Origin of the sequence: Streptomyces sp. NPDC048248 (assembly GCF_043201875.1) — a bacterium.
Lineage (GTDB): Bacteria > Actinomycetota > Actinomycetes > Streptomycetales > Streptomycetaceae > Streptomyces.
In genome coordinates, this window is sequence record NZ_JBICZL010000005.1 from 153,625 (window position 1) to 168,962 (window position 15,338).

General features: G+C 71.9%; 14 protein-coding genes. 7 read left to right on the top strand and 7 right to left on the bottom strand.

Translation table 11 applies throughout. The features are described 5' to 3' along the window. Positions 1–7: 7 nt before the first annotated feature. The 4 genes from lysA to mltG all read left to right on the top strand — a co-directional run bounded on the left by lysA (position 8) and on the right by mltG (position 4,777). Positions 8–1,495, top strand: coding sequence for a diaminopimelate decarboxylase (gene lysA / locus ACGFZW_RS12095; RefSeq protein ID WP_393892973.1), 1,488 nt, complete (start codon positions 8–10; stop codon positions 1,493–1,495). Positions 1,496–1,669: 174 nt separating this feature from the next. After that, complete coding sequence (locus ACGFZW_RS12100; protein WP_393892974.1) at positions 1,670–2,380, top strand: FadR/GntR family transcriptional regulator; 711 nt, start codon at positions 1,670–1,672, stop codon at positions 2,378–2,380. A 141-nt stretch (positions 2,381–2,521) separates the two neighbouring features. Then, a complete protein-coding gene (locus ACGFZW_RS12105) occupies positions 2,522–3,826 on the top strand; it encodes a CynX/NimT family MFS transporter (protein ID WP_393892975.1) in 1,305 nt (434 codons plus the stop codon). A 120-nt stretch (positions 3,827–3,946) separates the two neighbouring features. Then, positions 3,947–4,777, top strand: a complete 831-nt coding sequence (gene mltG / locus ACGFZW_RS12110) for an endolytic transglycosylase MltG (RefSeq protein ID WP_393892976.1) — start codon at positions 3,947–3,949, stop codon at positions 4,775–4,777. A gap of 77 nt (positions 4,778–4,854) precedes the next feature. Here the strand turns inward: mltG and ACGFZW_RS12115 are convergent, their stop codons facing one another. The 4 genes from ACGFZW_RS12115 to ACGFZW_RS12130 form a co-directional block, all read right to left on the bottom strand. After that, on the bottom strand, positions 4,855–5,574 hold the full coding sequence (locus tag ACGFZW_RS12115; RefSeq protein WP_393893268.1) for an ABC transporter permease subunit: 720 nt from the start codon (positions 5,572–5,574) through the stop codon (positions 4,855–4,857). Positions 5,575–5,652: 78 nt separating this feature from the next. Further along, positions 5,653–6,564, bottom strand: coding sequence for an ABC transporter ATP-binding protein (locus ACGFZW_RS12120; RefSeq protein ID WP_393892977.1), 912 nt, complete (start codon positions 6,562–6,564; stop codon positions 5,653–5,655). Positions 6,565–6,655: 91 nt separating this feature from the next. Next, positions 6,656–7,591 (bottom strand): ABC transporter permease subunit, encoded by a 936-nt coding sequence (locus tag ACGFZW_RS12125; RefSeq protein WP_393892978.1) that lies wholly within the window; start codon positions 7,589–7,591, stop codon positions 6,656–6,658. Next, a complete protein-coding gene (locus ACGFZW_RS12130) occupies positions 7,581–8,651 on the bottom strand; it encodes an ABC transporter ATP-binding protein (protein WP_393893269.1) in 1,071 nt (356 codons plus the stop codon). Before ACGFZW_RS12130 ends, ACGFZW_RS12125 begins: the two co-directional genes overlap by 11 nt. A gap of 332 nt (positions 8,652–8,983) precedes the next feature. Here ACGFZW_RS12130 and ACGFZW_RS12135 point away from each other — a divergent pair, with 332 nt between their 5' ends. The 3 genes from ACGFZW_RS12135 (at position 8,984) to ACGFZW_RS12145 (ending at position 13,039) form a co-directional block, all read left to right on the top strand. Continuing rightward, the gene (locus tag ACGFZW_RS12135) at positions 8,984–9,850 is read left to right on the top strand and encodes a M24 family metallopeptidase (RefSeq protein ID WP_393892979.1); all 867 of its coding nucleotides are present in this window, start codon (positions 8,984–8,986) and stop codon (positions 9,848–9,850) included. Next, complete coding sequence (locus tag ACGFZW_RS12140) at positions 9,847–11,673, top strand: SDR family oxidoreductase (protein ID WP_393892980.1); 1,827 nt, start codon at positions 9,847–9,849, stop codon at positions 11,671–11,673. Before ACGFZW_RS12135 ends, ACGFZW_RS12140 begins: the two co-directional genes overlap by 4 nt. A 259-nt stretch (positions 11,674–11,932) precedes the next feature. Continuing rightward, on the top strand, positions 11,933–13,039 hold the full coding sequence (locus ACGFZW_RS12145) for a MerR family transcriptional regulator (protein WP_393892981.1): 1,107 nt from the start codon (positions 11,933–11,935) through the stop codon (positions 13,037–13,039). Between the two features lie 53 nt (positions 13,040–13,092). Here ACGFZW_RS12145 and ACGFZW_RS12150 read toward each other — a convergent pair whose 3' ends face one another. The 3 genes from ACGFZW_RS12150 to htpX all read right to left on the bottom strand — a co-directional run bounded on the left by ACGFZW_RS12150 (position 13,093) and on the right by htpX (position 15,221). Then, on the bottom strand, positions 13,093–13,635 hold the full coding sequence (locus ACGFZW_RS12150; RefSeq protein WP_393892982.1) for an RNA 2'-phosphotransferase: 543 nt from the start codon (positions 13,633–13,635) through the stop codon (positions 13,093–13,095). Between the two features lie 56 nt (positions 13,636–13,691). Continuing rightward, complete coding sequence (locus ACGFZW_RS12155) at positions 13,692–14,255, bottom strand: hypothetical protein (RefSeq protein ID WP_393892983.1); 564 nt, start codon at positions 14,253–14,255, stop codon at positions 13,692–13,694. 66 nt (positions 14,256–14,321) lie between these two features. Further along, positions 14,322–15,221, bottom strand: a complete 900-nt coding sequence (htpX, locus tag ACGFZW_RS12160; protein ID WP_393892984.1) for a zinc metalloprotease HtpX — start codon at positions 15,219–15,221, stop codon at positions 14,322–14,324. Between the last annotated feature and the right edge of the window lie 117 nt (positions 15,222–15,338).

Genomic DNA, 15,338 nt, shown 5'->3' on the forward strand with positions numbered 1-15,338 from the left:
TCACACCATGACTCACCCCACGCTGCCCCAGGCCAACGCCTCGCCTGCACCTGCCCCTTCGGCCGACGGGCCGACCACCGCTCCGGACGTCCCTTCGGCCACCGCGCCACCGGCCGCCGGCCGCCCGGCGTCCACCCGGCCGGTCGTGGTCCCCGGGCCGCGGGCGGCCGAGCCCGACGCGCCGGCCCCGGCCGAGAGCGTGCCGCTGTCCGTCTGGCCGGCCTCCGCGCTGCCGCTCGCCGAAGGCGACATCTCCGTCGGCGGCGTCCCCCTCACCCACCTGGCCGAACGCTTCGGCACCCCCGCCTACGTCCTGGACGAGGGGGAGGTGCGGCTCCGCTGCCGTGCCTATCTGCGGGCATTCCCCGAAGCCGATGTCTTCTACGCGGCGAAGGCGTTCCTCTGCCGCGGCATGGCGAACTGGGTCCAGCAGGAGGGCCTCGGACTCGACGTCTGCTCCGCCGGAGAGCTGGAGCTGGCCGTCTCCACGGGCTTCCCCGCCGAGCGGATCCTGCTGCACGGCAATGCCAAGAGCCCGGCCGACCTGCGGACGGCGCTCCGGCTCGGCGTCGGCCGGATCGTCATCGACAGCACCTCGGAGATCGCCCGGCTCGCCGCTCTCGTCCCGGTGGGGAGCCGGCAGAAGGTGCTGATCCGGGTCGTGCCCGGGATCGCCGCGGGCGGCCACGCCAAGATCCGTACCGGAACCGACGACCAGAAGTTCGGTCTGTCGCTCACCGACGGTTCCGCCCGGCACGCCATCGCCCGGGTGCTCGGCCAGAGAAGCCTGGAACTCGTCGGACTGCACTGCCACTTGGGCTCGCAGATCACCACCGTCAAGCCGTACCTGTCGGCTGTACGACGGCTGGTCGGCCTGCTCGCCCGGATCCGCGATCAGCACGGCCGCACACTGCCGGAACTGGATCTGGGCGGCGGCCACGGCATCGCCTACCGCCCCGGCGAGCCCGCACTCGACCTCGCCTGCCTCGGCACGAGGGTGCGGGCCGAATTGGCCCGCGGCTGCGCGGCGGCCGGACTGCCGATACCCCGGCTCGCCATCGAGCCGGGCCGCGCGATCGCGGGACCCGCGGGCGTCGCCCTCTACCGGGTGCTGGCCGTCAAGCAGACCGGCGCACACCGGTTCGTGGCGGTGGACGGCGGCATGAGCGACAACCCCCGGCCCGCGCTGTACGGGGTGCGCTACGCGCCCCTGCTGGTCGGCCGGCGCAGCTCGGCCGCGCCCGAACCGGTCACCGTGGTCGGGCGGCACTGCGAAGCGGGCGACATCCTCGCCTCCGACGTCGCGCTTCCCGGCGACATCCGGCCCGGTGACCTGCTCGCCGTCCCCGTCGCCGGCGCGTACCACCTCTCCATGGCCTCCGGCTACAACCTCGTGGGGCGCCCACCGGTCGTCGCCGTCACCGCGGGCCACGCGCGCCTCCTTGTCCGCCGCGAGTCCCTGGCCGACATCCAGGAGCGGGACATCGGGCTGTAGCGGGAAACGGGGCGGTGGGAGGGGGCCGAAGGCAGCCGCGGAGTGCGGCCTTCAGCCCCCTCCCCTCTTGCGTGTACGCTGAATGCATCAGTTGTAGGATGACCGGTCAACTGGACGCGCGGCCCCGCAGGGATCGCAGCGGTGCGAACACGGACAGAGAGGCGGCCGGACGGCATGGCATTGCAGGCAGCGGGGCGGCAGTCCCTGGTGGACACCGTCGTCGAGACCCTGCGGTCCCAGCTGGCCGCCGGCGAGTGGAAGGTAGGGGCGCGCATCCCCACCGAACACGCCCTCGCCGAACAGCTCCAGGTCGGCCGGAACACCGTCCGGGAAGCGATCCGGGTCCTGGTGCACGCCGGGATGCTGCGCTCACGCCAGGGCGAGGGCACCTTCGTGGTGTCCGCCGCCGACCCCGGCGACATCATGCGCGGCGTCCAGCGGGCCGGTATCCGCGACGTCCTGGAGCTGCGGATCGCGCTGGAGGCGGAGGCCGCCCGGCTGGCGGCGCTGCGGCACGAACCCGCGGACCTGGAGCGGATGCGGGCGGCCCTGGACGCCCAGGCCCAGCTGGCGGACGCCGCGGGGCAACCCGCCTCCGGCAGCCTCGAGCTCTACGCCGACCATGACATCGCCTTCCACAGGGCCGTCGTGGAGGCCGCGCACAACACCGCGCTCACCGCGACATACGGCTGGTTCAGCAGTTCCGTACGCGAGGCGCTGGTCAGCGCGCTCGACGACCAGGCGATGCCGAAGGTCGTGCACGGTGACCACCGCGCCGTCATGGACGCCATCGCGGCGGGCGACCCCGAGGCCGCGGAACGGGCCACGCGCGAGCTACTGGACAAGCCGAAACGGGCCGTGGAGGCCCTGCTCGCCGACGACTGAGTCCAAGGCCGCAGCCGAGCCGCGCGCGGAGGCCCGGGCACCCTTCGCTTCCCCCCCCGCAGCGCGCAGCAGCTGCCCGTCGTGCCGGCACACGGCCGGACGGCTCCCACACACAGCAATCGATTGGCGAGGTACGCACGCATGTCAGGGCCCAGGTTCGAAACACCCTTGATCGACGCGGAGGAGGAGACGACCTCACCGCCTGAGGCCGCCGCGGTCCGCCGTCGGTTGCGGGCGCACCCGGCCCTCCTCCTCGCCGGGATCGTCCTCGCGGCGCTCAACATGCGGGCCGCGCTCGCCGGCGTCTCGCCGCTGCTCGGTGAGATCGGTGCGCACTTCCACCTCACCGCGACCACCAGCAGCCTGGTGACGACGATTCCGCTGATCTTCATGGGCCTTGGCTCGATCGCCGCGCCGAAGCTGGCCCACCGCTGGGGCACCGAGGCTGTGCTGTGCGGGGCGCTGATGCTGCTGTGCGGCGGCATCGTGCTGCGCATCGCCCCGCCCGTCGTCGCGCTGTTCGCGGGCTGTGCGGTGGTCGGCACCTCCATAGCCCTGCTGAACGTGCTGATGCCGGGCCTGATCAAGCGCGACTTCCCCGACCGGGCCGCCGGCATGACGGCGCTGTACTCCACCGCGATGATCCTCGGCGCGACCGTCTCCGCCGCGACCGCCGTCCCGCTGGAGAGCGCCCTTGGCGCCTGGCAGGGTTCGCTCGTCTCCTGGTCGCTGCTGGCCGCCGTCGCGGCGCTCGTCTGGATCCCGCAGACCGTGCTCAGCCGCCGCGGCCGGAGTGCCGCGCGCGCCGGCGGGCCGGGTCACAGCCGGCACGGCAACGCTCCCGCGCAGGCGGCCGGGAGCGGACCGAAGCTGAGCCGTTCCCCGCTGGCCTGGCAGGTCACGCTCTTCATGGGGTCGCAGTCGCTGATCGCGTACGTGACCATCGCCTGGATGCCGACGATCCTCACCGACCACGGCATGGCCAAGGGCGAAGCCGGTCTGGTCTTCGCCTTCAGCACGCTGGTGCAGATGGCCGGTTCGTTCGTGGTGCCGATGCTCGCGGGCCGGATGCGCCGCCAGCGGCTGCTGGGCGTCACCGTCTCCTCGCTGATGGCCTGCGGCGTCGCGGGACTGCTGGTGGCGCCGGTGGCCGGCGCCTGGCTGTGGGCCGCGCTGCTCGGCATCGGGCAGGGTGGCGCGCTGGGACTGGCGCTGACGATGATGGTGCTGCGGTCCGGCGACGCGCACACCGCGGCCCGGCTCTCCGGGATGTCCCAGACCGGCGGCTATCTCCTCGCCGCGGTCGGCCCGCTCGCCCTCGGCGCGGTACACCAGGCGACCGGCGGCTGGACCGTCCCCCTCCTGGTCCTCCTCGGCGTCTGCGCCGGACTCGCCCTCCTGGGCATCGGCGCGGGGCGCGACCGCCGGATCGGGGACACAGGCTGAGGTCTCCGCACCGGAGCCCTCCCCGTCCGGCTCCGCGGTGCCGCCCCCGGCCGCTCGTCCTCTGAGGTGATCAGGGGGGAGGGCATCCCGTCCGACCGCGTACTGGCTTACGGTGCCCTCATGAGCGACGTTGAGCGCACCGTTCGCCGGCCACGTAAGCGGAACTCCCGCACCGGCCGGCTTCTTCTTGTCGCCGGGCTGTGTGTCCTGGCCGTCCTCGGCGTCCTCGCCGTACTCCTCGTGCCCCGGTTGCTGAGCGGGGGGCCGGAGCGGGCGGAGACGCTCACCGTCCCGGAGGGCATGCGGGCCAAGCAGATCTACGCCGCCGCGGACAAGGCCCTCCATGTGGCCGAGGGCACCACCGCGAAGGCGGCCGGGACCTCGCGGCTCAAGCTGCCGGCCGAGGCGAAGGGCAATCCGGAGGGCTACCTCTTCCCGGCCACGTATCCGATCCGGTCGGACACCACACCGGCCTCGCTGCTCTCGTACATGGTCGACACCGCTCATGACCGGCTCGCCGCGGACGGCATCGCCTCCTACCGGACCGTCGTGATCGCCAGCATCGTGCAGGCCGAGGCGGACCGGCCGGACGACATGGGCAAGGTCGCCCGGGTCATCGACAACCGGCTCGCCAAGAAGATGCCGCTGCAGATGGACTCGACGATCAACTACGCGCTGGGCCGCAGCACGCTCAACACCACACACTCCGACACCAAGACCGACAGCCCGTACAACACCTACAAGCAGCAGGGCCTGCCGCCCACCCCGATCGACAGCCCCGGGGCGGACGCGCTGAAGGCGGCGGGCTCTCCCCCGGCCGGTGACTGGCTGTACTTCGTGACCGTCAAGCCGGGCGACACCCGCTTCACCGCCGACTACGAAGAACACCTCCGCAACGTCCGGGAGTTCAACGCACAGCAGCAGAGCGGGAGCGGCGAGCAGGAGGGGTGAGGCGGGGCGCGGTACGCCTCACCTCATCCCTCCCGCTCGCTGCCTGGCCGGGACTCCTTCACCGTTGGCCGACCGCTCTACTCCTCACCCGCGAGGGTCAGTGCCTTCAGCCGGTTACCGGCGTACCAGGTGGCGAGCCCCGTGACCGCCACCAAGAGGCATATGGCGAGCGGCAGTTGCACCTCAGAGGTGATCGCGCCCTCCGCACCGAACCGCTGCCCCACCGCGAGCGCCCACTGCTGGACGCTGAGCGTCCGCGCGCCGGGGACGAGGTTCCCGAACAGGGCCTCCCACACCAGGGCGTAGACCAGGCCGAAGACGACGGCGTGCCGAGTGATCGTGCCGAGGAAGAGGAACAGGGCGCTGTAGGCGATCGAGGCGACGGCCGCGGCGAGGGCGTACGCCACCGCGATCTGCTGGCTGTTGCCGTTCAGCACGAAGCCCGCCACCAGGACCGGGACGGCGGAGAACACCACCGTCACGCCGATCGCGACCAGCAGCTTGGTGAAGATGATCGTCGACCGTCGCACCGGCTTGGCCAGCAGGTAGACCACCGAGCCGTCGTCGATCTCCGGGCCGATGGCGCCCGTGCCGGCGATGACGCCGATCAGCGGCACCATCGTGCCGAGCGCGAAGCCGCCCAGGATGCCGCTCGCGGTGGCGTCGTCGGCGCCGGCCAGCATGCGGATGGCGAGGGCGATGACGAGGAGCAGGGCGGGCAGCGCGAAGAGGATCCCGGCCCGCCGCCGGCCGAGCAGCGCGCGGTAGGTGAGCCGGGCGACGGTCGGGTTGAACAGCGAGAACTTCGGAGGGGTCAGGGGATTCGACGGGGCCGTCGGGGAGGTCGTGGACATGCGTCAGGCTCCTTTCAGGCCTCAGGCCGCTACGAGGTAGGAGAAGACGGATTCCAGCGACTCGTCGGAGGGCGAGACCGTCAGGAGGCGGATGCCGTGCTCGCGGGCGACCCGCGGCAGGAGAGCGGTGAAGCGGCCGAAGTCGACGGCCTGGATCCGCAGCGCGCCCTCGACGACGTCGACCTCGATGCCGGACGTCGAAGGGTCGGCGATCAGCGCCCCGGCCAGCGCCCGGTCGTTGTCGGACCGGACGAGATAGCGGTGCGGACGGTCCGTCATCAGCCGCCGGATCTTGCGGAAGTCACCGGACGCGGCGTGCCGTCCGGCCACCACCACCTCGATGTGCGAGGCCAGTTGCTCGACCTCTTCGAGGATGTGCGAGGAGAACAGGACCGTACGGCCTTCGTCCCCCATCCGCCGCAGCAGTTCCATCAGCTGCATCCGCTGGCGCGGGTCCATGCCGTTGAACGGCTCGTCGAGCAGCAGTACCGAGGGGTCGTGCACCAGCGCGGAAGCCATCTTCACGCGCTGCCGCATGCCCTTGCTGTACGTCGAGATCTTGCGGTCCTGGGCGTACTCCATGGCCACGGTGGCCAGTGCCCTGGCCGCCTCGGCGCGGCCGAGACCGTGCAACTCGGCGTTGGCCAGGACGAACTCGCGGCCGGTGAGGAAGTCGTACATCGCCTCGCGTTCGGGGACGATGCCGAGGTTGCGGTAGATCCCGGCGTTGCGCCAGATGGTGGCGCCGTCGAGGGTGACGGAACCACCCGAGGGCGCGAGGAAGCCGCCCATCATGTTGATCAGCGTCGACTTGCCGGCGCCGTTGGGCCCGAGCAGGCCCGTCACACCGGGGCCGATGGTCATGGTGATGTCGTTGACGGCGACGACATTGCCGAACCAGCGCGAGACGTGGTCGATGTGGAGGGTGGTCATGGCCGCAGCCCCTTCCTTCCAGGGGTGGTGGTGGGCTGGGGGCAGCGCCCAGCGGTGGCCCGCGCAGAGCGGACGGTCACGGTCGCAGCGGTCACAGACCCGCCTTCCGGTAGCGGCGCATCAGCAGGGCGTAGCTGCCGGCGATGACGGCCAGCGAGACGAGGAGATAGACGAACCCGGCGCCGGTGGACGGCCCCAGACCGTTGGGGAAGGAGCTGGTTCCGCCGAGGAGCGCGGACTGCACGCCGTCGATGAGGGTGATGGGGGAGAACAACCCGAGCCAGCCGACGGCCGATTCGTTGCCCTGGACGGAGGCGATGCCCTGGACCGCGCTCACGGCGCCGTACGGGATCGTCAGGACGGCGATCACGGCGGCGACGCCGAAGCCGCGGCGCGGCGTGAGGGCCGCGATGACCAGACCGATGCCGGCGAACAGCAGCGAGAGCAGCGCGACGGAGACGAGGCCCTGGGCCAGGCCCTTGGTCTGGTCGAGGAAGTCCAGCTTCGCCAGCAGCGCCCCTACGTAGAGGACCACCAGGGGAGCCGCGGTGAGCAGGAACAGCGCGCTGGTCATGGCCGCGAACTTCGCCGCGACGTAGTCGACGCGTTCGATGGGGCGGGAGAAGTAGAGCGGGACGGTCTTGAAGCGCAGGTCTCGGGAGACGGACTGCGGCGCCTGGGCCGCCAGGTAGAGGCCGATGACGGCCTGGAGGTAGACGGCGTAGCGGGTGTAGTCGACGGGGAGGCTGCCGGCCTTGGTGAACACCGCCACCGCGACGATGATCCCGGCCGGCAGGCACATCACCGCGAAGAGCAGCATCGGCAGCACCTTGGTCCTGGCCGAGCGGCCGAGACCGTAGGCACCGCGCAGGCTCTGCGAGAAGAGCGAGCGGCGGGCGTAGGCGCGGCCCTGGCGGGGACCGTCGTAGTGGCGGTAGCCGATGTTGTGGATGAAGGCACCCGCGGCGGCTCCCTGCGGCGCGACGGGCGCGGAGGCAGGAGTGGACGTGGTGGGCTCAGGCGACATCGGGGGCGCCTCCGTCCTTGGTGGGCTGCGGGGCGCTCGGAGCATTCGCCGGCGCGGCGGGGGCTGCTCCCGGGGCGCCGGGGTGGGGCTGCGCGGGCACCTCGGCGGCGGCCGCTGCGGCGGCGTCCGCGTCGTGGAAGACCTCGGCGATGTGGTGCCTGCGCTGTTCCATCCGGATCAGACCGAGGCCGAGGCCGGCGACGGTGTCGCGTACCAGGTCGTAGGTCTCCTCGTTCGCGGCCTCCACGTACAGCAGGTGGCCGGCGGTGACGCTCCCCGGGCCGGCCGCGTCGGTCGTCACCGCGGCACCGGCCGCGACCAGCGCCGCCCGCAGCGCCTCGGCGCCGTCCGGATGCGCTTCGCTGTCCGTGACCTCGACCGCCAGCGAGGCCGTGACCTGCGTGAACTCGTCGGTGGAGGAGGAGCGCAGCAGCTTGCCGCCGTCGATGACCACGACGTGGTCGCAGGTGCGCTCCAGCTCGCCGAGGAGATGGGACGTCACCAGGACCGATATCCCGAAGTCGGTGTGGACCCGCCGGATCAGGCCGAGCATCTCGTCCCGGCCGGCCGGGTCCAGACCGTTGGTGGGCTCGTCGAGGAACACCAGCTGCGGGTCGTGGACGAGGGCCTGGGCCAGCTTCACGCGCTGCTTCATGCCCGTCGAGTAGCCGCCGATGGGGCGGTAGCGCTCCTCGTACAGGCCGACGTGGCGCAGGGTGTCGGCGGTGCGCTCGCGCGCGGCGGTGGGCGGCAGCCCGGACATCCGGGCCATGTGCACGACGAACTCCGTCGCCGAGACGTCCGGCGGCAGGCAGTCGTGCTCGGGCATGTAGCCGACCCGCTCGCGGATGGCGCCGCCGTCCTTCGTCACGTCCATGCCGAGGACGTGCGCGGTCCCCTCGGTGGCCGGGGCCAGTCCCAGGAGAATCTTGATCAGAGTGGACTTGCCGGCGCCGTTGGCACCCACCAGGCCGGTCACGCCGGGGGCGATGTCAACGGAGAGCCGGTCCAAGGCGGTAACCCGCGGGAACCGCTTGCTCAGGCTTTCGGTCACGATCACAGTCACGGCAACGACGGTAGTGGCGACCGCCACATCCGTCGTCAGACCTGACGGTTGGATGTCCCTACCTCTCCGGGACTACGGCCCCGTAGGGGAATCATGCTTCGCACGGCCCTGGACTCGGGGTTCCGCGCGCCGGGCGGTGGCCGCGCGGAGGCGAAGGCGTCCGGCCTCGCGGAGCGGGGGGCCTGTGGATGGAGAAGCGGGGACGGGTGTGCTCTGCCTCGCTCCGTGCACACCCCCTTGACGCAGCCGCCGGTCATTGTCACATTCATCAGTGTCAAGTTACGGGCACGTACCGCGATGAACCGCTTACGGACGGACGGTTGGCGATGGCCTCAGGCACTTCAGCGACCTCGGCGGGAGCCGGCGAGCTCACCGCCGAGCTACGGGGATTCCGGGAGGTCCAGCGCCTCGCCTACGCCTGCGCCGAGGCGGTGGCCGCCCAGCTCAAGCCCGGCGTCACCGAGCGCGCGGCGGCCCGGATGCAGCGCGAGTGGCTGCGCGAGCGCGGGGTGCGGGACTGGTTCCATCTGCCGTTCGCCTGGTTCGGCGACCGCACCGCCTTCGCGAACTTCCGCGTCCCCCTGCAGTTCTTCCCCACCCACCGCGAGCTGGAGCCGGGGATGGCCTTCATCCTCGACATGGCACCGGTCCACCGGGGCTTCACGGCCGATATCGGCTACTCCGGCTGCCTCGGCCTCAACCCCGTGCACGACCGGCTGCTCGCCGACCTGGAGGCGCACCGCGAGCTGATCCTGCGCGAGGTGCGCGAACGGCGCCCGCTGCGCGAGATATACGAGGACGTCGAGCGGCTGATGGTGCGGCAGGGATACGCCAACCGCCACCGCGCCTACCCCTTCGGCGTGATCGCGCACAAGATCGACCGGGTCAGGGAACGTCGCTGGTCACCCACCCTTTTCGGCTTCGGCACCCAGTCCCTCAAGGGCCTCGCCTCCGACGCGCTGCACGGCCACCGTGACGGCTGGTCCCCACTGTGGAGCCCGTACACCTTCTCCGACCACCCGCCGCAGCCGGGACTGTGGGCGGTGGAACCCCACCTCGGGTTCCGTGGCACGGGGGCGAAGTTCGAGGAGATCTTGGTGGTCACCGACTCCAAGGACCCCCAGGAGAGCGCTTTTTGGCTGGACGACGATCTGCCGCATGTGCGGCGTTGGCAGGAGGAGAAGGCCGCATGAGCACCGGACGTGAACAGGGTCGTGAGCAGGGTGGAGCGCGGGGCGAGGAGCGGGCGCCCGTGAACGGTCTCTCCGGAGCCCGGGAGCGCCGGGTCGCCACCGGTGGGGTGGAGCTGTGCGTCGCCGAGCTGGGTGATCCCGGCTCGCCGACGGTGATGCTGGTGCACGGCTACCCGGACAGCAAGGAAGTGTGGTCCGAGGTCGCCCGCGGCCTGGCGGACCGCTTCCATGTGGTGCTCTACGACGTCCGGGGCTGCGGCCGGTCCACCGCCCCACGGCCGCTGCGCGGCGGCTTCACCCTGGAGAAGCTGACCGACGACTTCCTCGCCGTCGCCGACGCCGTCAGCCCCGGCCGCCCGGTCCACCTCGTGGGCCACGACTGGGGGTCGGTGCAGGGCTGGGAGTTCGCCACCGCCCGGCGCACGGAGGGGCGTATCGCGTCCTTCACCTCGATGTCGGGCCCCTCGCTCGACCACTTCGGCCACTGGATCAAGCAGCGGATGGCGCGCCCCACACCGCGTCGCGCGGCCCAGCTCCTCGGCCAGGGCGCCAAATCCTGGTACGTCTACATGCTGCACACCCCCGTACTGCCCGAGCTGGCCTGGAAGGGCCCGCTCGGCAAGCGGTGGCCCGACATCCTGCGCCGGGTGGAGAAAGTGCCTGCCGACGGCTATCCGACACCGTCGCTGCCGACGGACGCCGCCCACGGCGCCTGGCTCTACCGCGACAACGTCCGCGCCCGGCTGCGCCGCCCCCGCACCGACGCCTACGCACACTGCCCGGTCCAGCTCATCACCCCGACCGGCGACGCGTTCCTCTCCCAGCGGCTCTACGACGACCTGGAGCAGTGGGCACCGCAGTTGGTGCGCCGTACCCTCCCGGCCAAGCACTGGGTGCCCCGCACCAGGCCCGACCAACTGATCTCGTGGATCGGCGAGTTCGTCACGGCCAAGGAGGAGGGCGACCCGGCGAAGCAGGTCGTGGCCAGGGGACCGCACGCCGACCGCTTCGGCGGCCAGCTGGTCCTGGTCACCGGCGCCGCGGGCGGCATCGGCCGGGCGACGGCGTTCGCCTTCGCGGAAGCCGGCGCACGGATCATCGCCGTCGACCGCGACGCGGAGGGCGCGGCGCGGACCGCCGACATGGCCCGGCTGATCGGTGCCCCGCAGGCCTGGGGCGAGGTCGTCGACGTCTCGGACGAGGCGGCCATGGAGAAGCTGGCCGACAAGGTCGACGCCGAATACGGCACCGTCGACGTCCTGGTGAACAACGCCGGCATCGGGCTGTCCGGCTCCTTCATGACGACCTCCGCCGAGGACTGGAAGAAGGTGCTGGACGTCAATCTGTGGGGCGTCATCCACGGCTGCCGGATCTTCGGCAAGCGGATGGCGGAGCGCGGGCAGGGCGGCCATATCGTCAACACCGCCTCGGCCGCGGCCTTCCAGCCGTCCAGGGCCCTGCCCGCCTACAGCACCTCCAAGGCGGCGGTACTGATGCTCAGTGAGTGTCTGCGCGCGGAGCTGGCCGGCCAGGGCATCGGCGTCTCGGCCATCTGCCCCGGGCTGGTCAACACCAACATCACCGCCACCTCCCGCTTCACCGGCGTCTCGGCGGACGAGGAGAAGCGCCGGCAGGCCAAGGCCGCGCGGCTGTACGGCATGCGCAACTATCCGCCGGAGAAGGTCGCCGACGCCATCCTGCGCGCGGTGGTCCGCAACCAGGCGGTGGTGCCCGTGACCCCCGAGGCCCGCGGCGCACACCTGATGTCCCGCTTCACCCCGCGAGCACTGCGCGCCCTCGCCCGGATGGAGCCACCGCTGTAGCGCGGCGGCCCCGGGCCGGGCACACACCCGTCCCGGGGCGGCCCCGGGCTCGGAGATGTCGGGGGCGGTGGCGGCGAAACGGCCGGACCCGCGGCGGTCGTACCATCCCTCACAGGAAGGGTCGCCGCGCACGGCCGTCGCCTGTCCGGGCGTTCCTCGCCCGCCGTACGGGCCACGGCAGGGGCAGCGGCCACGCGCCCCTCGCGCAGGACGCTGCCCACCGTCTCGTACGACGCGGCCCACCGTTAGGAGCATCGCAGTGACCGAGCAGCCGCCGTCGGCCGAATACCGCATCGAGGACCTGGCCCACCTCAGCGGCGCCACGGTCCGCACCATTCGCGCCTACCAGGACCGCGGACTGCTCCCCCGCCCGGAGCGGCGCGGCCGCGCCAATGTCTACGCCGATGCCCACCTGGCACGGCTCCGGCAGATCGCCGATCTGCTCGACCGCGGCTACACCCTCGCCAGCATCAAGGAACTGCTGGAAGCCTGGGACGCCGGGCTCGGCCTCGGCGGGGTCCTCGGCCTGGTCGCCGAGATCGACGGCCCCTGGAGCGACGAGGAGGCGTCCAGGATCAGCCGTGCCGAGCTGGACGCCACCTTCGGCGGCACGTCCGACGACGCGGCGGTGTCCGAGGCCGTCGCCCTGGGGGTGCTGGAGCGCATTCCCGGCCACGACGACGAATTCCGCGTCCCGAGCCCGCAGGAACTCGCGGTCGCCGCCGAACTGCACTCCGCCGGTGTCCCCCTGCTCGCGATCTCCGGCCATCTGCGCGAGCTGCGCGGCCATGTCGAGCACATCGCCTCCCGCTTCCTGGACTTCACCACCGAGTACGTCTTCCAGCAGTTCCTCGACCATCCGCCCACCGAAGCCGAAGCGGTGGAGGCGGCCGCCCTCGTCCGCCGACTGCGTCCCCTCGCCCAGCAGACCGTCGACGCCGAACTCGCCCGCGCCATGCGCACATCGGCCGCCCGATACCTGCGCCATCACCTCATCGAGGGGCTCCCGCCGGACTTTCGGGGAGCGCCGGGCGGAGCGGCGGGCGGAGCGGCGGGCGGAGCGGCGGGCGTCGGGGCCGCGGGCCCCGGGGCACCGCGTGGCGACAGCGGACCCACGACAGCGGCACCGGCGGCGCGAGTGGATCGGCCGGATCGCGTGGGGGGCTCAGCGGCGGAAACTCCTGCTCAAGGCCCCGGGCCCCTGCCCGGCTCCGAGCCGGTGGTTCTGCCCGCCGAGGCCGTGCGCGCCGTGCGGGATCTCGTGGGCGCGCAGAACACGGCTGCCTTCATCGCCGCTGCAGCGCAACGCGAGGTATACGCTCGCACGATGGATGCCCTGACGTCGGCGGCCGGCACCGATTCCTGAGCCCGTCCCGCGCCGATGCCCGAGCCCTCCCGCCGGAGCCCCCGTTTTCCCCCTCAGCCGGGAAAGCGCAGGAATTCCGGCGGTACGCGACCGGTGAGCCAGACGCCGTTGGCGCTGACCCGGAACTCGTGGCCCGCCCGGTACATCGCCCCCGCGTCGACCGTCAGCACCACGGCCCGGCCGCGCCGGGCACCCACCCGCGTCGCTGTCTCCCGGTCCGCCGAGAGGTGCACGGCGTGCCGGGCCATCGGCCGCAGCCCCTCGCTCCGGATTGCCGCGACGGTGCGGGCGACCGTGCCGTGGAAGAGATGGGCGGGCGGTTCGACCGGCGGCAGACCGAGGTCGACGCTCACGGAGTGGCCCTGGTTGGCGCGGATCCGGTCGCCCTCGATGGCGTAGCGCTGCTTGTCGTTGTCGGCGACCACCGACTCCAACTCGGCCCGGGTGAAGCGGAAGCCGTGCCGTCCGGCCGCCGCGATCAGCTCCGCCACGGGCACCCAGCCCTGGGCGTCGAGCGTGAGGCCGATCCGTTCCGGCTCGTGGCGAAGATGCTTCGCCAGATACTTCGAAATGCGCACGGAGCGCTGGACGTTCATGCTCCCAGGGTGGCGCGCGGGACGCCGGAGAGCATCCGAATTGCGTACGGCGCAGCTCAGAGCCCCGGAGCCCCCCACACCGGGAACCACCGCGCAAGATCCTTCTCGACCGTCAGATCGTCCGCCAGCATCGCCCGCATCTGCAGTTCCAGCGGGTTGTCACGCTTCTCGCCACCCTGGGTGTGCGGCGCGAAGGGATAGAACGTGCCGCGCTTGTAGAGGTAGACCAGCGCCAGTGGCCGCTGCCGGTCGTCGCGGAAGGCGACCAGTGAGCACAGCAGCTGCGGGCCGAATCCGGACTCCGCCAAGGATGTGTTGACCGCGTGCAGGTCGTTGACCAGACCCGCGATGTCCTCCGGCGGATGGCGGACGAGCAACCAGGTGTAGCCGTACGCGTCCTGGGTGAACTCCACCGAACCGTCCAGCAGCGACCGCGCCTCCTCCTGGATGCGCGAGAAGGCCCCGCCCTCGACGCTCGCGAAGCACACCGAGCCCAGCCCGGTGGGCAGGAAACCGGCTGCGGCCTGCAGGGTCACGGCGGCGGACGGCAGCGCGAAGAGCTGATCGAGGTCGGGGCGTACCGGCTTGCTGCGGCCGAGGATGGCGTCCAGGAATCCCATGCGCGACGTACTCCTTGATCGGTGGTTCGGCCGTGCCCGGTGGCGCGGCGCGAAGGGTGAGCGCCCTCAGGGCCGTCCCAACTGCGCCGCGATCCGCGCGAGTTGGTCGAGCCGCTGTTCCAGCGTCGGGTGGGAGGAGAACAGCCGGCTGACGCCCTCCTTGCTGAAGGCGGGGGCGAAGTAGAACGCGTTGAACGGCTCGGCCTTGCGCAGATCCCGGGTGGGGATCCGCGCCATCTGCCCGGTGACCTTCGTCAGGGCGGACCCCAGCGCCGACGGACGACCGGTCAGCATCGCGGCGGCCCGGTCGGCGGACAGCTCCCGGTAGCGGGACAGCAGCCGGGTCAGCAGGAAGCTGATGGCGTAGACGACCGCGCTGACCGCGGTGACGATCAGGACGGCGATTGCGGCGTTCTGGTCGCGGCTGTCGCGTCCGACGCCGCTCCACAGCGCGGCCCGGGTGATGATCCCGGCCAGCACGCCGAGGAAGGACGCGATGGTCATCACCACGACGTCGCGGTGCGCGACGTGTGAGAGTTCGTGGGCGAGTACGCCCTCCAGTTCCTCCGGCTCCAGCCTCCGCAGCAGCCCGGTCGTGGCGCACACCATGGAGTTCTTCTGGTTGCGACCGGTCGCGAAGGCATTGGGCACATCGGACTCGGCGATGGCGACCTTCGGCTTGGGCATGTCCGCCAACGCGCAGAGCCGGTCGACGGCGCCGTGCAGCTCGGGGGCCTGTTCGGGCGTGACCTCGCGCGCCCCCATGCTGAACGCCGCGATGCGGTCGCTGAACCAGAACTGCGCGACGAACAGCGCGCCCGCGATGAGCAGGATGATCAGCCAGGCGCCCTTGAGCAGCACCACCAGTACGCCGACGACCACCACGTACAAAAGCCCGATCAGGAACATCGTCGTGACCATGCGGGAGGTCAGCCCGCGGTCGGGGGCGAATCGGGTCCGGGCCATGGCATCCTCCGCTGCGCCGCGATGTCGCGCAGCGCGCCCGACCCGGCTCGCGCGTTCAGCTCACCCGCGCGCCGCGCCCTGCACACTGCGCCGCTGTCACCAATTCTCCCTCTTACG